General features: G+C 37.9%; 16 protein-coding genes. 10 read left to right on the forward strand and 6 right to left on the reverse strand.

From position 1 onward, the window contains the following. Positions 1–139: 139 nt before the first annotated feature. Positions 140–559, forward strand: coding sequence for an MAPEG family protein (locus FHG08_RS17400; protein ID WP_138607794.1), 420 nt, complete (start codon positions 140–142; stop codon positions 557–559). A 44-nt stretch (positions 560–603) separates the two neighbouring features. Here the strand turns inward: FHG08_RS17400 and FHG08_RS17405 are convergent, their stop codons facing one another. Next, on the reverse strand, positions 604–1,347 hold the full coding sequence (locus tag FHG08_RS17405; RefSeq protein ID WP_178957269.1) for a peptidylprolyl isomerase: 744 nt from the start codon (positions 1,345–1,347) through the stop codon (positions 604–606). 341 nt (positions 1,348–1,688) lie between these two features. Between FHG08_RS17405 and FHG08_RS17410 the strand changes: the two genes are divergently transcribed. Both FHG08_RS17410 and ushA read left to right on the forward strand, forming a co-directional pair. Continuing rightward, positions 1,689–1,880, forward strand: a complete 192-nt coding sequence (locus FHG08_RS17410; protein ID WP_178957271.1) for a hypothetical protein — start codon at positions 1,689–1,691, stop codon at positions 1,878–1,880. Positions 1,881–1,960: 80 nt separating this feature from the next. After that, on the forward strand, positions 1,961–3,580 hold the full coding sequence (gene ushA, locus FHG08_RS17415) for a bifunctional UDP-sugar hydrolase/5'-nucleotidase UshA (protein WP_178957273.1): 1,620 nt from the start codon (positions 1,961–1,963) through the stop codon (positions 3,578–3,580). A 108-nt stretch (positions 3,581–3,688) separates the two neighbouring features. Here ushA and FHG08_RS17420 read toward each other — a convergent pair whose 3' ends face one another. Together FHG08_RS17420 and FHG08_RS17425 are read right to left on the reverse strand one after the other, a co-directional pair. Continuing rightward, positions 3,689–4,633: a hypothetical protein gene (locus tag FHG08_RS17420; RefSeq protein WP_178957275.1), complete on the reverse strand. Its 945-nt coding sequence runs from the start codon at positions 4,631–4,633 to the stop codon at positions 3,689–3,691. Beyond that, positions 4,633–5,502 (reverse strand): hypothetical protein, encoded by an 870-nt coding sequence (locus FHG08_RS17425; RefSeq protein WP_178957277.1) that lies wholly within the window; start codon positions 5,500–5,502, stop codon positions 4,633–4,635. Before FHG08_RS17425 ends, FHG08_RS17420 begins: the two co-directional genes overlap by 1 nt. A gap of 236 nt (positions 5,503–5,738) precedes the next feature. On the opposite strand from FHG08_RS17425, the gene FHG08_RS17430 reads away from it, so the two are divergent. The 3 genes from FHG08_RS17430 (at position 5,739) to FHG08_RS17440 (ending at position 13,289) form a co-directional block, all read left to right on the forward strand. Further along, positions 5,739–6,593: a S1/P1 nuclease gene (locus tag FHG08_RS17430; protein WP_178957279.1), complete on the forward strand. Its 855-nt coding sequence runs from the start codon at positions 5,739–5,741 to the stop codon at positions 6,591–6,593. A gap of 43 nt (positions 6,594–6,636) precedes the next feature. Then, entirely contained in the window at positions 6,637–9,816 is a 3,180-nt protein-coding gene (locus FHG08_RS17435; RefSeq protein WP_178957281.1) for a TonB-dependent receptor, read from the forward strand. A 326-nt stretch (positions 9,817–10,142) separates the two neighbouring features. Next, positions 10,143–13,289: a TonB-dependent receptor gene (locus FHG08_RS17440; RefSeq protein WP_178957283.1), complete on the forward strand. Its 3,147-nt coding sequence runs from the start codon at positions 10,143–10,145 to the stop codon at positions 13,287–13,289. Positions 13,290–13,337: 48 nt separating this feature from the next. On the opposite strand, the gene FHG08_RS17445 is transcribed toward FHG08_RS17440, so the two are convergent. After that, positions 13,338–13,769, reverse strand: a complete 432-nt coding sequence (locus tag FHG08_RS17445; RefSeq protein WP_178957284.1) for a MarR family winged helix-turn-helix transcriptional regulator — start codon at positions 13,767–13,769, stop codon at positions 13,338–13,340. 152 nt (positions 13,770–13,921) lie between these two features. On the opposite strand from FHG08_RS17445, the gene hmgA reads away from it, so the two are divergent. Both hmgA and maiA read left to right on the forward strand, forming a co-directional pair. Further along, positions 13,922–15,223 carry a homogentisate 1,2-dioxygenase gene (gene hmgA / locus FHG08_RS17450; protein WP_178957286.1) on the forward strand — a complete coding sequence of 434 codons (1,302 nt, stop codon included), beginning with the start codon at positions 13,922–13,924 and terminating at the stop codon, positions 15,221–15,223. Between the two features lie 7 nt (positions 15,224–15,230). Further along, positions 15,231–15,860 carry a maleylacetoacetate isomerase gene (gene maiA, locus FHG08_RS17455; RefSeq protein ID WP_178957288.1) on the forward strand — a complete coding sequence of 210 codons (630 nt, stop codon included), beginning with the start codon at positions 15,231–15,233 and terminating at the stop codon, positions 15,858–15,860. Here the strand turns inward: maiA and FHG08_RS17460 are convergent. Then, positions 15,857–16,090: a TIGR02647 family protein gene (locus FHG08_RS17460; RefSeq protein WP_008464346.1), complete on the reverse strand. Its 234-nt coding sequence runs from the start codon at positions 16,088–16,090 to the stop codon at positions 15,857–15,859. The genes maiA and FHG08_RS17460 overlap by 4 nt on opposite strands. Before the next feature lie 110 nt (positions 16,091–16,200). Here FHG08_RS17460 and FHG08_RS17465 point away from each other — a divergent pair, with 110 nt between their 5' ends. Together FHG08_RS17465 and FHG08_RS17470 are read left to right on the forward strand one after the other, a co-directional pair. Continuing rightward, entirely contained in the window at positions 16,201–16,503 is a 303-nt protein-coding gene (locus FHG08_RS17465) for a DUF1496 domain-containing protein (RefSeq protein WP_178957290.1), read from the forward strand. 97 nt (positions 16,504–16,600) lie between these two features. Continuing rightward, positions 16,601–16,909: a VF530 family DNA-binding protein gene (locus FHG08_RS17470; protein ID WP_178957292.1), complete on the forward strand. Its 309-nt coding sequence runs from the start codon at positions 16,601–16,603 to the stop codon at positions 16,907–16,909. 40 nt (positions 16,910–16,949) lie between these two features. On the opposite strand, the gene FHG08_RS17475 is transcribed toward FHG08_RS17470, so the two are convergent. Further along, the gene (locus FHG08_RS17475; RefSeq protein WP_178957294.1) at positions 16,950–18,578 is read right to left on the reverse strand and encodes a diacylglycerol kinase family protein; all 1,629 of its coding nucleotides are present in this window, start codon (positions 18,576–18,578) and stop codon (positions 16,950–16,952) included. Positions 18,579–18,602 lie beyond the last annotated feature (24 nt).

Consider the following 18,602-nt stretch of genomic DNA (forward strand, 5'->3'; position numbering starts at 1 on the left):
TACGTGTTTAGTGTTACAAAAATACTAAATCAGGAATAAACTACCATCATCAAGTAATACTATGCTACTAATTAGTACTTAATTGTGTAACACATTGTGAATAACAATCGAATACTCAAAGAAAATAATAAGGTAAGTTATGGAAAAGATAATAATAATGGCCATGTTTGTGCAGGTAACACTTTCATTAGTTGTTATGGTGATTATGGGAAAACGTCGTTTTGCAGCGGCCAAAAATAAACAGATACAGTTAAATGATTTTGCTGCTATGCGCCTTGATAATGCGGGCGATTATGTCAGAGTTGCTGATCGTAACTTTAGCAACCAATTCGAAATACCTGTGCTTTTTTATGCGGGATGTTTACTTGCTTTACAGCTTAATATGGCGAGTGTCAGTATTGCAGTACTTGCCTGTTTATTTGTCGCTACACGAATTATTCACAGCATCATTCACCTGGGTAGTAATCATTTAAGAGCCCGTTTTAGAGTGTTTTTACTAGGCTGCTTATCTGTGTTTGTAATGTGGATTTTGCTAGTGCTGGGTGTACTTTACCACTAAAAAATAACGGCGAATTTAACAATTCGCCGTTATTTTTTATAAGTTTATTTTGTACGTTTTAATCGAGGTGCTACTAGCAGTAGTGCACCTAATAACCACGCTACACTACCACTAGAGTCTGAAGTTTTTGGTGGTGTAACTTCTACGTTATCAATTAATGTATTTTCTTTAGGTGTCAAGTTTTGTGCTGAATTAGGATCATCATCAAGCACAACCACACTTTGAATTGATACCAAGTTTTGATTACTAATAACTAAATTTTCATCTGAACATTGCTCTTGAGTAATACCAACTAATGGTACCTCTGAACAATGGACTAAGGCAGCAATTTTATTTAAGGTTTCTTGGCTTTGCGTAGTGACTTGTCCAAACACGGTAAAACCACCATTTTGTAAATCTAAGTTTTGGCTGTTATCACTCATGTTAAAAAACCATTGGCTAGTAGCGCTGTTTTCATTACCGCCCTGTTTTGCCATAGCAATGGTGCCTTTAACATTTGAATAAATAGGTTCGTTTATAACCGAAGGTTTGGTTGTAATTGGATCCATTTTATCAGAAAAGGTAAAGCCCCCTCCTTGAATGATAAACTTATCAATAGAGCGATGTATTACCGTTTGATTATATGCAGCATCATCAACATAACTTAGGAAATTTTCTACTGTTTTAGGAGTTTGTTGATCAAACAAGTTAATTTGTATCGTTCCCTGACTCGTTTGCATTTCGACTATAGTTGCAGTGCTTGAAAAACTTGTTGCAGTTAAAATTGAGGCTAAGATAAGCTTCTTCATTATTTTTCCTATTTTTATTGTCATTAGAATTAATATTTTATGCATCATAGAATAGTGCTATTTATTTTGTAAATCGATATATAAGTACTTAACGCTACAATTCATAGCAAAGTAATTACACCACAGTTACAACTGTTTACATTTTTATTTTAAACACGTTATGGATAATTAATTGCCTGTGTGCCTTGGTGTACATTACGGTTACTCTTTTTAATTAATTTTAAACCTTGCAAGGTATTTAAAAAGCCCCTTATCAATCACTCTTTTTTTGTTATTATCAATCAGGGACTGTTGCCACTTAAAGGTCATTAGGCCCTAACTCATTGATAGGAGTACATAAAATGACTAATAACACGACTATTTGTGATTTTGGATTACATAAAGGTGAGCCATACACCCAATTGCCCGTGAGCTTTTTGAAATGGATGATTGATGTTAATCATCAAAAATCTCAATATGCACGAGATGAACTTGCTCGAAGAAACAGGGTTGTAGAGCTGCAGCGTCAAACCACACAGGCTGAAAAAATATAAAGAAGTGCGTTTTTTTAAACTCGAACTAGTTTACACTAACCACCTACTAGATTGAGCTTTAATTCATCGATAGGTATCTTATGCGTACTCTTTTTTTTCTTGTTTTTTTTCTTGGTTTATCTGGCTGTGCTAGCGATTCTGTCAATAAACCTGCAGCACAGTATTTAACAGTTCTTCATACCAATGATAACCATGGTCGCTTTTGGCATAATGAAAAAGGCGAATATGGCATGGCAGCCCGTAAGACCCTAATTGACCAGTTAAGAGCAGAGGCAAAGACACAGGGACATCAGGTGTTATTGTTATCAGGCGGTGATATCAACACTGGTATTCCGGAGTCGGACCTACAATTTGCTGAGCCCGATTTTAAAGGTATGTCGAAAATCGGCTATGATGCAATGGCTCTAGGAAACCATGAGTTTGATAACCCAATAAGTGTATTAAAACAGCAACAAAAATGGGCTAACTTTCCTCTTTTATCGGCAAACATTTTCGATAAACAAACTAACGAAACAGTTTTTGAGCGCTATAAAATATTTAATAAAGGTAACTTAACCATTGCCGTTATTGGCTTAACAACAACGGATACCGCAAAAATTGGTAACCCTCAATACATTGGCCATTTGGATTTTAAAGATCCGGTTAAAGTAACTGCCTCACTCACCCAAAAACTAAGAGCAAAATATAACCCGGACATTACCATTGCAGTAACGCATATGGGCCACTATGCAGATGCTAAAAATGGGATCAATGCCCCTGGTGATGTCACACTTGCTCGCTCTTTAGATAAAAATGCCCTTGATATGATTATTGGTGGCCACTCTCAAGAGCCAGTGTGTATGGCTGCTAAAAACGTTACTGATGAGAACTTTAAACCGGGTTTAGCCTGTAAACCAGATCAGCAAAATGGGACATGGATAATGCAAGCCCACGAATGGGGTAAGTATGTGGGCAAAGCAGAATTTAAATTAGAAAACGGTCAATTATCTCTACTGAGTTATCAATTATTACCCGTTAATTTATATGTCGATAAAAAGCAACCAGACGGCAGCATAAAAGCCGTTCTAGCTGCAGATTACATTAAACCTGACTCTGCATTACAGACCTTTTTGGCAGCATACCAACAAAAGGGTGCTAAGCAAATTGAGGGGAAAATTGGCTTCGTCAATTACAGGCTTGAGGGAGATCGCAATAAAGTACGCTTTGAGCAAACAAACCTTGCGCGCGTTATTATCCAAGCACAAATGAACACTGTAGGTGCCGATTTTGGTATTATCAGTGGTGGCGGTGTTCGCGATAGTATTAATGCGGGTGACGTGAGTTATAAAGATATACTTAAAGCACAACCTTTCAAAAACCGTGTCGCCTATATCGACTTTAAAGGCAGTGAAATTTTAACCTATTTAAATGTCGTGACACGTTTCCCACCAGACTCTGGTGCTTACATGCAGTATCATAACTTAGCATTTGAATTAAAAGCTGGGCAGGTAACTGACGTATTTATCGCCGGCAAGCCACTTGATATAAACAAAACATACCGCATGAGTATTAATGAATATAACGCCTCTGGTGGCGATAATTATCCAAAAATCACAAAAATGGTGGGTTTTGTAAGCACCGATGAAACTGACTCGCAAGCTTTAAAACGGTTTTTTACTGAGCATAGCCCTGTTGATGCACGTGAATTTGCACCTAAGTAGTGATCTAGTGTGAACATTATGAGTGTCATTAAAATGCTAATGGCACTCTTCATTAAGGTTTATGTGATAAGCTCAGTTAAATCATTATCCTAAGCAGTTAATTCGAAATTATTTCCCTATTATCTCTATATTCCCTTGGTTAACATTTACTAAGCCATAGCTATGCATCCGTGATCGAGAGCCCTCTCCAAATGCCTTTGGCGGGTAATACAGCTCCTTCTGCTCTGGGCAATCATTCAATACATCATCTAACGCCGCACGAATTTCACTCAGGGTTTTTTCTAAACTGTTATTAAAGTTTGGTCGTTTTCTGATGGTATGCCCGAGTTCAACTAAACGATAAAAGTACTTATTGGCAAGTTCTAACAGCTCCTCGGGTACATTTTTATTATGGTTAAGTTTAATCTCTGGATTATTAGTACAAAACTCAACAAGCGCTAAATAAAAACACAACGGCTTATTTGCTAACGCCACTTTTTGCTCGGGATAATAACTACTGGATAAAGTTTTACTTTTTAAATTAATCACGAGTATTAATGGCTTTGATTCTAGTGTACTTGGCTCCTGCTCAGTAATGAGTTTTTTATTCCTTTGATAAATTTCAGCCTGCTTTATCATGACCATAATTAATGCACTAACAACAAAAAGTAGTATATAAAAAGTCATTCTAGTATGCGAAAAATGAGGCTGCTTTAAGGATAAAACTATAAAAACTACACTATTATTACTATTTAGTTTTCGAATAAACTCATCGGTTTTTAAGGATGAAATAAACTCGTGCTCTGGCACTATCGAAATTACCTCTATACCTGTGCCTTGGATATGAGTATTTACTGTTTGTATATAATGTTGTATCGCAACTTTATTACCAGAATGTTTAAGAAGCTCATTTGATAAATCGAGCAAAGGTAAGTCTAAAGCGATTTGTTTTTCTATTTGAGCTATTTGTAACTTATTTACCCGTTGCTGCTTATGTGTTGTTGAAATATAAAACACCAATGAAAATATAATGAATAATATAAAAACACACAATGGCGATATAAGCTTTCTCATTACGACTCCCCTATAAAAGTAACGGGGTAGTTATTACATTGCCAATATGGCTCAACATCGTGATAGTATTGAAACGATTGTTCTTTAGACATACTCAATAAGTGAGATTGTACAGCGCAGAGTAAATCGGTATTGCTATGTTGCATTTTTAAGTACCAACGAGTACCTGCAACATTACTGCTTATGGGCGTAATATAATTTTTTGAGAAGCGCTTACTATCATTTTCTCTCCAAAAAGAGGCAATCAGGTCAACCTGCCCGTTCGCCAGTAATTCCCGCAATTCATTATGTGAGCTGGCATAGGTTATTTTTAGTTGAGCAATATTAAGTCCTAATTGCTTAAACGTTTGTTTTGGCAAAATATGTCCAGATCGGCTAGTTGGATAATCTAGCAGGCCTATTTTTTTGTCTAAAAAATACTGTTTAGTGATCAGAGGCTTCTCTTTTGAAGATATAAAAAACGCGGTGTAATCTGAAAAGCCGACCACTGGCTGATAATTGTAAGTAGTCTCGGCTCTAAACGCTTCCATAATATTATTTTTAGCTAAAATTAAATCCGCAATGCCTTTACCAACAAACTCTAAGCTATCGACGGTTCTGTAGCCCCAATAGCCAATAACAGACCCATATTGCTTTGCCACAACTTTATCATCACACAACTTTTTCGTGAGCAATTGAGCAACATACTTTGAGGGTGTAAATACTATAAGCTGATTTTGGTTAGCCGTTGCCGTGGTTTGACATGTCGTTGATGTTTCTATCATCACTGGGAAAGCTATTTCTTTTTCATCTACAGCCATTTGACCAGCAAACCAACTAAACAACAACACTATAAACATAAATGTAACAATTGCTGTTTTATGCAACATTAACTTTTTAATATCCAAAAAACACCGATCTAAAATGAAGTTATAATACATTTGAACAATTTTAATTACTTATTACAATAGGTAATTTTACCCATCAAACATAAGGCATTGATAAAAAACAACTTTAAATAAGAAAATATGAATTTTATTGAGTCCTTTCTATCAACATGAAAAATACGGACAATTGACCTTATAAGGTTTTATAAATTAAATTTCACACTTACTAGGATGCCTCGATGCAGATAAATGTAAAACATTCGCTTTCATTAACACTTTTAATTAGTGCAATATTTGCAAGCACAGACTGTAATGCATGGGGGCAAAACGGCCACCGCGTTGTTGGTAAAATTGCAGAGGCCCATGTAAGTGAAACCACCAAGGCCGCACTTATTCCTTATCTCAATGGTGAATCTTTAGCACAAATTTCAACATGGCCAGATGAAATGCGCTCTGCGCCAGGTGATTTTTGGCAAAAAAAATCATCTCGCTGGCACTATATTAATGCAGATGACAATGCAAAATTTAGCTTTAACCACGAACACACTGAACATAAAGAATCAGTAACAAACATATTAGAAGGCATTCACTATTCAATTAAAGTATTGAAAGATGATAAATCAAGCCTTGCAGCAAAGCAGTTTAGTTTGCGTTTTTTAGTGCACTTAGTCGGCGACAGCCATCAACCATTTCATGCAGGTAGAGCTGAAGATAGAGGCGGGAATCGCATTAAGGTTTCTTTCTTTAACCAACAAACCAATCTTCATAGCTTATGGGATACTAAGCTGGTAGAAAATGAAAATTTATCTTTTACTGAATACGCTCAATTTATAGATACTAATAACAACGAGTTAATTAACGAGTATTTAAACAGTACCCCAACAAGCTGGCTTGAAGAGTCACACAACCTTGCTTTACAAATATATAAATCAACAGAAGAAAATATTAGCTACGACTATATTTACAACCACACCCCTATTGTAAAAACGCGCTTACAACAAGCGGGCATTCGCTTGGCTGGATTGTTAAATACATTATTTGATCCAGCGAGTAAACGTTCAAAAAAAGCTTTAACACTAAAAGCAACAAAATAAATTCAGTTTCTAACTTAAATAACCTAAACGGGAAATCAACACTATGACAAAGCTTCGCCTTTCGAAATTAACTGGGGCAGTAATTCTTGCTCTAGGAGTTTCAACAAGCGCTATGGCTGCTGACACTTCATCTGCAATGCGTGGTAAGATCACCACACCTTCAGGTGCGAATGCTGCAAACGTTAAAATTAAGGTTGTTCATCAACCTACTGGCACAATCAGTGAGTTAACAACCAATGAAAGTGGTACTTTTATAGCCAATGGTTTACGTGTTGGTGGACCATACATGGTGATCATCGACTCTGATACATTTAACGACACCACCGTTGAAAACATCTTTTTAAACCTTGGTGAAACTTATCGCTTGAAGTCGCAACTAGCACCACTAAATATTGAAAAGATTGAAGTCTCTGGATATAAAATCATCCAACAATCAGGTGGTTCTAGCAGTACGTTTGGTGAAGATACCATTAATAATATGCCCAGCTTTAATCGTGACATTAAAGACATTGCGCGTTTAAACCCACTTGCAAGTATTAATGGTAGCGGTCAACTAACTTTTGCTGGTAGTAACCCACGCACGAATGGTTTAACTGTAGATGGCATTGGCCAAAATGATGACTTTGGTTTAAATTTTGGTGGCTACCCAACCTCACAACCCCCTGTAGCACTAGATGCGATTGAACAAGTCTCTGTAGATGTTTCGCCTTTTTCGGCTTCTAAAGGAAACTTTGGTGGCGGTACTATTAATGCGGTAACAAAGTCTGGTACAAATGAGTTTAAATTTTCTGGCTTTTATGAAATATCTACCCCTGATATATCAGGAGATCTTCTTAATATCGTTGAAGAAGATGACCTAGATGCGATTGGTCAAAAAACTTTTTCTACTAATAAAGTAGAGCCTATTCAAACAGAAGAAAGGTTTGGCTTTAATGTTGGTGGAGCAATAATAGAAGATGAGCTGTTTTACTTTGTAAACTATGCAGAATGGTCAAGTGAATCGGATCTTGATTATGGTTTTAGCGGATCAGGTGCTGCAAATGAATTTAATACCACTGAAGCTAATTACAACCGTTTCATTTCAATCTTAAATGATGAGTACGGACTGACTGATTCACTCGCGGGTGCTCCAGAGGATACAAATAAAAACTTATTAGTTAAGCTTAGCTGGAATGCAAGTGATGATCATCGCCTAGATTTTACTTACCAATGGCAAGACGATCAAGATGAGCGTAATTCAAGCTACGGTGGTGATAACATCGTTCTTCAGTCAAATACTTATGCGTATGTTACTAAGTTCAATAATTTTGCCACTAAACTCTACTCAGATTGGACTGAAGACTTTTCAACTGAAATTGGTATTTCTTATAAAGATGTCATTTCAGACAGCGCGACACGTTCTAATTTAGGAAGTATATCAGTAGACGAAGATGGACGTAATGGCCCATCTTACAGCTTTGGTACAGATCAATACCGCCATGCAAATCGCTCTGAAACACAAAATTTAACGTTAACATTTGATGCTACTTACTTAACTGATGAGCATGAAATAAATTTTGGAGCTCAGTACGAGTCACTTCGTTTATACAATTTATTTGCTCAAAACTCATTGGGCTCATGGAAGTTTGATAGCTTAGAAGACTTTGCGAACCGCAATGTAGGCTTTTATGATTTCTCTTATCAAAATGCCTACACGAATAATTCGGCTGATACCGCTTATGATGTAAGACGTAATCAACTTGCACTTTACATTGAAGATACTTTCTATGTTGGTGACGACTTAGAGGTTACAGCAGGTGTTCGTTATGAACGTTTATCATCAGATGACAAACCTACTCTGAACGAAAATTTTGCCAGTACTTATGGGTTCACCAATCAAGAAAATCTTGACGGCTTAGATATCATTTTACCGCGTATTGGCTTTAAATATTATGCGACAGAAGCGCTTACAATTAGCGGTGGTATCGGTCGTTTCCAAGGCGGCATTCCAAATGTTTGGTATAATAACTCATTCCAAAGTGATGGCATCACACTTGTATCGGCACCTAATGATGTAATAAATGATTACTACGCTAATAACACTGCTGATATTACCCAAGTGCCTGATGAAATTAAAAACTCTTTGCAGCAAGGCGCTGGTAGTGTTGCATATATAGACCCAGATTTTAAACTTCCTTCAAGTATTCGTACCCAAGTTGGTTTTGAGTATGATTTTGACTCTGAGCTATTCGGTGACGGCTTTAAGTGGCAAGCCGAAATCGCGTACCATAAAAAAGAAAATGAAGCTGTATGGCACAATTCTTCAATTACACCTGTTGGCTTAGCTGCTGATGGTGAACGCGTGATTAATCAAACTATATATTCAGGTTCACTTACTGATAACGTTGATATTGAAATGACGAACTCATCTGATGATGGTCGCTCAATCATCTTATCAACGGGCATTGCCAAAGAGTGGGATAATGGTTTATTTATTTCTGCAAGTTATGCGCATCAAGATGTTAAAGAGTCCTCAGCAGGTTCGGCATCACAGGCAGAAGGTAACTATAAACACAATATCACTGTAAACCGCAATGAAGATATTGCTGCTCGCGGGTTTTATGAAATAGAGCATAGCTTTAAAGTTAACCTAGGTTATACCGCTGAGTTGTTTAGTGGTTATGCAACTAAATTTAACGTCTACTTTGAACGTCGCTCTGGACGTCCATTCAGCTACACAATGGGAATGTATAAAGATGGTGATTTAGGGGATACTAGCTCACTGTTTACAAACGGTGCTTACTTACCTTACATACCAACCGGTGCTGACGATCCAAATGTAAACTGGGGCGAGTCAAAAATTTCTTGGGCTGAGTTAGAGCCTCTACTGCAAAGTGCTGGTATTTCTCAACGTGGCGGTATTTTAGCTAAAAACACAGCTACACAACCATGGGTTACAACCATGGATGTAAGTATAAAGCAGGAAATTCCTGGCTTTGCTCAAGGTCATAGTGGTGAGGTATACTTCATGATTGATAACTTCGCTAACCTTTTAAATAGTGATTGGGGCATCGAGAAAAGTCTAAGCTATTCAAATCAAACAATTTATGATTTTGGTGGGCTTGACGACCAAGGTAGATATAAACTTGATAATACCTATGGCGGCGCTGATGTAAGGAACTACTCGCGAATTAGTAGCTCATCTGCTTGGCAAGCTAAAATCGGTGTTAGTTATAAGTTTTAATCTATAACTTGCACTGCAAAAATTTATAAATATTAAAAAGCCATTACATTTATGTAATGGCTTTTTTTTTGAAAAAGTCACTTTTCATCTGTTTGTCATAAAAACTACTTACTATCTGCACAGTAAAATATTGAAACATTAATAAAATGCTAAAGTTCACACGAAAAGTGTTTTATAATAAAAAAGTTACAGTTGTATTTTATTTGTAACAATCAAATGAGGTACACTATGTAAACATTTTTGGTTAGGTGTGTTACTCAGCCTCCTAATCCAAAATTAAAATAAAAAAGCTATTAAAAGTTTATTTAACTACACGGGAAAATAAAATGAAAATTCAACTTCGCAAAACGGCTCTATCACTTGCTATAGCAGCATGTGTTGGTGTGAGTGGTGCTGCAATTGCAAACGAAACAACCTCAGCAATTAAAGGTCAAATAAAGGGGCCAAATGGTAACCCTGCTGCAGGAACTAAAATTACTATCCTACACGTTCCTTCAGGCTCAGTTAAAACAACTGAGACTAACGACGCTGGTTACTTCACAGCAAAAGGCCTTCGTGTTGGTGGTCCATATAAAGTAGTTGTAGATTCTGACACTTATGCAGATCAAGAGTTCAATAATATTATTCTTAATATTGGTAACGATTACCCTGTAAATGCTTCTTTAGAGAATATATCTAACATCGAGCAAATTGTAGTTACAGGTGCTCCTATCAGTGCTATGTCTGGTGGAACAGGTCCTGCGTCTACTTTTACGCTGACGGATCTTGAAAACCAACCAGCAATCAACCGTGATTTAAAAGATATTATTCGTATTGACCCACGTATTACAATTGATGATAGCCGTGGTTCAATCAACTGTGGTGGTGGTAACCCACGTTACAACAGCTTAACGCTTGACGGCGTTCGCATGAACGATAACTTCGGTTTAAGCTCAAACGGTTACCCAACTATCCGTGCCCCTTTCTCTTTCGACTCTATTGAACAAGTTTCAGCTGAGCTAGCCCCTTTTGACGTTCAATACGGTGGCTTTACATCGTGTAACATCAACGCTGTAACAAAATCGGGTGGCAACGACATTCACGGTGGTGTTTTCTTCGATTACACAAGCGATTCAATGAAAGGCGATGAAATTGAAGGTAATGAAGTTGATAACGGTAACTACACTGAAAAGCGTTACGGTTTCAACGTAGGCCTTCCGCTTATTGAAGATACATTATTTTTGTACACTTCATACGAAAAACTTGAAGGTGTTCGCCAGTTTAACTACGACGGTTTAAACACTGGCAGCGTAACAGCTGAAGACATTACCCGCATCACAAATGCAGCTCAATCTGTATATGGTTACGATGTTGGCGGTATGCCATCTAGCATGCCTGTTGAAGATGAAAAGATCTTAGTAAAACTAGATTGGAACATCAACGAAGATCACCGTGCAAACTTAATTTATAACTACAACGACGGTAATACAATTTCTCAGTCGGATACAGGTTCTAGCCGAGTTTCTTTATCAAACCATTTCTATGATCAAAGTGCTGAATTTACTTCAATTATTGGCTCTGTATATTCTGATTGGTCAGACGATTTCTCTACAGAAATTCGTTTAGGTAAATCAGAGCTAGATGCAACTGTTCAGTCATTAGATGCTGCAAGTAGCTTTGGTGAAATGCAAATTCGTACTGATAATGGCGGTACTGTATTTATTGGTCCAGATGATTCTCGTCAATCAAACGACCTAGATTACGACACAACTACATTTAAAGTTGCTGGTACTTACTACTTAGACCAACACACTATTACTGCTGGCTATGAATATGAAAATCTAAGCGTTTTCAACTTGTTTGTTCAGCACACGGAAGGTGAATACCGTTTTGGTTCAATCGATGAGTTTGAAGCAGGTATAGCCGACCGTATCTACTACAACAACTCAGCTGGAACAAACGATCCAACTGATTCGGGTGCTAGTTTTGAGTATGCTCAACACACGTTTTATGTACAAGATGAATACGCATTTACTGACTTAGATGCAACCATTCAGTTCGGTTTACGTTACGACAAGTACACAAGTGATGACGTTCCTAACTTTAACGAGAACTTCACTAATCGTTACGGTTACAGCAACCAGTCTACATTTGATGGTATTGACTTACTGCAGCCACGTGTTGGTTTTCAATGGTATGCAACAGACGAGCTTGAAGTACGCGCTGGCTTAGGCTTGTTCTCTGGTGGTAACCCTAATGTATGGCTGTCTAACTCATACTCAAATGACGGTATTACACAAATTGCTACAAGAGAGAGTCAACTAAGTAATTATGATTCTGATTCAAGAACTATTGACTTATTTAATACTCCAAATGTGAATGGCGGTACTCCTGGCTTTGAGGTTCCACAAGAACTTTATGACATTATTGGTGCTACAGAAATAGGTTCTGGTGATGGTACAGTTAACGCTGTAGACCCAGATTTTGAAATTCCTTCAGAGTGGAAATACTCACTTGGTGCTACATACACAACTGAAGACGAATACGTAATATCTGTTGATTACTTATACTCGAAGAAAAATGATGCTGCTGTAATGCGTGACATTTCACTTCAAGAAAGCGGTGAAACTACGTTTGATGGTCGCCCTATTTATGAAAAAATCGATGGCCGCAGTGGTGATTTACTACTTACTAACGTAAGCGGTAATAGTGGTGATTCTTCAGTTATTTCTGCTGCAATAAGCAAAATGTATGACAACGGCATTAACTTTAGCTTTGGTTATGCATACACAGACGCAGACGATGTAAACCCAATGACTAGCTCTACAGCCGGTTCTAACTACGGTAACATCGCGCTTTCAAACCCAGGTAACCCTGGTGTTGCGTCTTCAGATTATGAAATCCCGCACCGTTTCACTATGACTCTTGGTTACAAACATGAGTTTGTAGACGGCTTTGAAACACGCTTTAACCTTTACGGTGAGGCATATAAAGGCTTACCGTACAGCTTTACGTTTGACGGAAGCGATAGTGTTTGGGGTGATGATAGCTGGAATGGTAGCCGCCAATTACTTTATGTTCCACTTGAAAACGATCCTAACGTTGTTTACAACATGTCGGCTGATGAAATCAATGAATTCAATGACTTCATTGCTTCTGAAGGACTTAAACGCGGTGAAATTGCAGGTCGTAACCAACAAAATTCAGATTGGTTTGTTAAGTTTAACTTTAAGATTACACAAGAACTACCAGGCTTTATGGATGGCCATAAAGGTGAAGCATTCTTCGTAATCGACAACCTTACTAACATGCTAAATGATGACTGGGGCGTACTTAAGAAAGGTCCTTTCGTAGGCGCAAGCATGATCTCAACATCTTTAGATGACCAAGGTCGTTACGTTTACTCAGACTTTAATGCAAATAACGCAAATACTTCAGTACAAACTGGTGCTTCAGTATGGGAAATGCGTGTAGGTGTTCGTTACACGTTCTAATTTGATTAATTAAATTAGTCTATTTAAAAGCCCACTTTGTGGGCTTTTTTATGCCTGTAATTTATTTTTTAATTTTTCAAAAATAGCGATTAACTGGCGTTGTTCATCATCCGACAGGCAGCTTAATAATGCTTGCTCCCATTGCAATGCTTGTGGCGTTATTTTTTCGTATAAAGCCATACCCTTATCACTTAACATCAAAAATGCAGCGCGCTTATCATGCTTATTTAACTCGCTATAAATAAGCCCTTCATCTATTAGCGTTTTTACCGCTCTTGATACTGTCGACTTATCCATATCTGCTTGAGTACATAACTGCTTTGCTGTGCTTTGACCTAATTGCGCTAAATTAGCAATTATTCGCCACTGAGGAATAGTTAAATCAAACTCTTTTTTATAAATGCTTGAAAAATCATTACTTACCTGTGTTGCTAAGTGTGTTAATTGATAGGGTAAAAATGTCGTTAAATCTATTTTCATATTGAATCACTTATTTATTTACACACGACTTTTATCTGTTCACTTTTATTTACAACGGTCATAATCAGTGTATTTGATATTAGTCTCACTTGAGAGTATCTTAGCGTAAATAACAAAAATATAACACTCCCCCATTTTTACAGGAGTCAGTAATGGCGACACAATTAAACTACATGACCGGCTTTGGCAATGAATTTGAAACCGAAGCCCTGCCTGGTGCATTACCGATTGGGCAATTTAGTCCGCAAAAAGTAAAATATGATTTATACGCAGAGCAATTCAGTACCACTGCATTTACCGCTCCTCGCGCCGATAACCGCCGCACTTGGATGTATCGTATTCGCCCATCGGTTGTGCAGAGCGATTATACAGCCATAGACAATGGCTTAATTAGAACCGCTCCCATTACCGAAGTACCGACTCCACCAACCATGCTGCGCTGGGATCCAATTGATGTACCAACAAAACCTACAGATTTTGTTGACGGGCTTATCACCATGGCCGCTAATGGTAACGCTAATGGTCAAGCGGGTATCGGTATTCATGTTTATGTTGCCAATAAATCAATGGACAATCGCTATTTTTATAATGCCGATGGCGAAATGTTATTTGTACCGCAACAAGGTGAACTACTACTTAAAACAGAGCTTGGGCATTTAACTATTAAAGCCGGCGAAATTGCCGTTATTCCGCGTGGTATTAAATTTCAAGTAATGTTACTAACGGACACTGCGCGTGGCTATATTTGTGAAAACTACGGCCATGCCTATGTCCTTGCTGAGCGCGGCCCTGTGGGTGCCAACGGTTATGCGAATGATCGTGATTTTCAATATCCAGTAGCGGCTTTTGAAGATATTGAGGGTGATTTTGAACTGATTGCTAAATTTAATGGCAATATGTTCCGTTGTGATATTGGTCACTCACCCCTTGATGTTGTTGCTTGGACAGGCAATAGTGCGCCTTACAAATACGATTTGGCTCGCTTTAATGTCATGAATACCGTTAGCTTTGATCACCCCGACCCTTCAATCTTTACCGTGCTAACTTCACCATCGGGTACTGAAGGCGTTGCAAATATCGATTTTGCTATTTTCCCACCGCGTTGGATGGTGGCTGAAAACACCTTCCGCCCGCCTTACTATCACCGTAATATTATGAGTGAGTTTATGGGCTTAATAGAAGGGGTATATGATGCAAAAGAGCATGGCTTTGTGCCAGGTGGCATGAGCTTACATAACTGTATGTCGCCGCATGGTCCTGAAGCAGACGTATTTGAAAAAGCATCAAACGCCGATTTAGAGCCACAACGCTACGATAATACGTTGGCGTTTATGTTTGAGTCACGTTATGTAATATCGCCGACTAAATACGCATTAGAAGGTAAAGAGCGCCAAGCTAATTACACTGATTGCTGGCGCACAATCAAAAAACACTTTAATGGCAATCAAGGATAATCAGATTATGAAGCTTTATACTTATTTTCGCTCATCTGCAGCGTATCGTGTTCGAATCGCATTAAATCTAAAAAATATTGATCATCAATTGGTACCTGTTAACTTATTAAAATCAGAACAGCAAAGCACAGATTACTTACAGAAAAACCCACAAGGACTGTTACCTGCTTTAGAAACAGAGGGCGGCGTATTAGGTCAATCTTTAGCAATTTTAGAGTACCTTGAAGAGCAATACCCTGAAACACCATTACTGCAAGGTAATGCATGGCAAAAAGCACACATTCGCAATTTAAGTTATGCAATTGCGTGTGATATTCACCCTATTGATAATTTACGGGTGCTTAAATATTTAAGTAGTGAACTCAATGTCGATGATGAAGCAAAAAATAAGTGGTACCGACACTGGGTTAAAGTTGGTTTTGATAAAATAGAACAAATGCTCGATAGCAAAAATACATTTTGCGCAGGCGACTCGCCAAGCTTAGCCGATGTATGTTTAGTGCCGCAGGTATTTAATGCCATTCGCTTTAAAGTAGATATGGCTGCTTATCCTAAAATAGCAGCCGTTTATCAGCGTTGTAATGAGTTGACTGCCTTTAGTGATGCAGCCCCAGAAAATCAACCCGACGCAAACTAACTTTTTAAAGCACTGTGTATTACAGTGACGTGCTCAATTAAGTCTAAGCCCAGATCAGTTAAATAACCGCCATCTGGGCTATCAATAACCCCTTTATCAAACAAACGTTGTGCTGCGCTTAATAAAGCGGGTTCAGCGTCTGAATGGAGTTTAATGCCCTGCATTTTGCTCTCGCGTGGGAATTTTGCAAGTAGTGTAAATTCGTCAATCATAGTTTGATTAAATAGCATATGTGTTCACCTTTTTATTGTTCTGTGTTTTACTAAAACTGTCCCACTTACCCTAGCATGTTTTTTAACTAAGTGTGCTTTTTTTAAACACGTTAATTTTGAGGTTATTTATGCGTTATTATTTTACTTTCTTTATTGTTGTTTTATGCGTGTATTTTCCAGCTTTAAGCTACGCTAACGCAATAAAAACGCTTCCTATTGTTGATGCTACCCAGCTTATAAACACTAACGCTGAGTGCTGGTATGATAATAAACGCTATAGCGAAGGCGCCATACTGCAGGTTCATTCCGTTACGCTTATTTGTGCTGCTAAATACCCTCAACATAACAACAGCCAGTTAATTTGGCTAAAGCTCGACAAACAAGGTAACCTTATTTACCCCAAGAAACCCTCTACTATTACTGTAAATTAATCAAGAGTAACAATCTGGAATATGCCGGCCATCACCAAACTATTAAGATGCGGTGGGATACGTTACAATACATTCAGTTTAAAAAAGCAGTGTGACTATGAATAATCAACCAAAAAACCCACTACATGGGGTAACTTTAGAGCAAATTCTAGTTGAGCTAGAACAACGTTTAGGCTTTAAAGCAATGGGCGAGCAAGTAAATATCAAATGTTTTACCGATTCGCCAAGTATAAAATCAAGCTTAAAATTTTTACGTAAAACGCCTTGGGCAAGAGATAAAGTAGAAGCGCTTTATATCCATACCATTAATAACAAGCCGTTACGTAAGCCTAAAAACAAGCCTAAGCAGTTTGAATCTTCACAACCTGATACATCAGGTTTTGTATGGCCTTCTATTAAAAAATAAAAGGCTCAAAAAATAGCAATGGCGTAATACATACGCCTTTCTAATCAGGTGTTTGCTCTTGGCATATTACATTTAGCGACGCAGGGTGAATGCTCACCACCACTTTTTCTGCAGATTTAACCTCGCCATCAATCACGTAATTTAGCGTTTCATCTGCGCTTATTTCTACACGTTTTGCATTGGTATAATGCGAGTTAATAGCAAGATGCGTTTGCGTAATACTGCTAAACATCAGCTCTGCAATACTTAATACCGTGGTTTCATTATCTTTGTTTGGCGTTAACCAGTTTACATCCAATAACCCATCGCGGTGATCGGGTTGCCCGCCCCCTTGTGCTAATAACGTAGTGAATGGGGCAGCATTTGCCACAATAAAACTATTTGTATTAATAGTCTCAGGCTCATTATCATCTAATTTAACTATTAGCTGTTGCGCTTTATTTTCGCCAAATGAGTGTAAAAAACCATTTAAATAAGCAAGTTGACCTGATTTATTTTTAGACTCTCGATCTGCTTTTTCAATCATTGCATGCTCAAAGCCAATACCAATTAATAATAACATTAGTTCATCATTACAATACGCGGTATCAATAAGGTTAGCTTGACCATCAATGATTAAATCACATGCTTGCTCAACAGGAATAAATTTAGATTTTATCCCCATTAATACATGAGCGAGTGCATTTGCTGTGCCCAGTGGTATTATTCCTAATCGACAAGACGTACCCACCAACACACTGGCAACCTCAGTTACAGTTCCATCTCCACCACAAGCAATAATAATATCGGGGTGGCTTTCTATAGCCTGTTTAGCCAATGTAATGCCATTTTGTTCTGGCGTAGTTTTTAAAATGGTTAAATCGTAATACGCAGATAAACGCGCAATAATTAAATGCTCTTTTTCAGACCACAACTTAGTACCTGAAACCGGATTAGCAATTAAGTACGCTTTGTTTTTTATCAGTAGCTCCCCCTTACGGTGGCGCTTAACTAAATGGCGTAATTGGCGTTTATTAAGATTGGCAGTTTCACGTGTTTCTTTTATTTGTGCAAGAATATCATGCACATCCGCATCTTTATTTTGACTCAATAAATATGCCGCCATAACAAACACCGAGCGTCCACGCCCTAATGCACAATGCACCACAACACGACGGTCTTTTTTAATATGATGATGAATCCAGTTAATAGCTTGGTTTAACTGTGAGTGTGTAGGCACACTGTGATCAAGAACAGGAATATTTAAATAATCGATATTTTCTTGGGTAGATGTCCATTCAAGGCCATCAAATTCACAGGTAACGTCCAAAACAGCGGTAATGCCATTTTCTTTCAATGTGTCTATATCAGAAGGGAATAAACGACATGCTAAAAATAGATTATCGTTTATTTGCTGAATAGGCGGTACCTTGTCACGCTTTCGTGACCACGCATTATAAATTTGCGCACCTAATAAAAAAGGCACAAAGGCCCAGCGAATGTAAAAAGGGATAACGCCATTTTCGCGTTTTCTAAATACTTTCCCTGCGTTAAAAAAATAAGCACCGCTGACTAATAATAACGATAGTGCAGTCCAAAAAAACGCAACTGCAAAGTAAATGGAGTTAACCGTTAATCCCAATACTATAAATACCAATGCTGTTACAAGATAACTTACTGCAGCCCACATGTGCTCTCCTTAAAGTTGTTAGCG

It is taken from the genome of Pseudoalteromonas sp. Scap03 (assembly GCF_013393115.1).
Classification (GTDB): Bacteria; Pseudomonadota; Gammaproteobacteria; order Enterobacterales; family Alteromonadaceae; genus Pseudoalteromonas.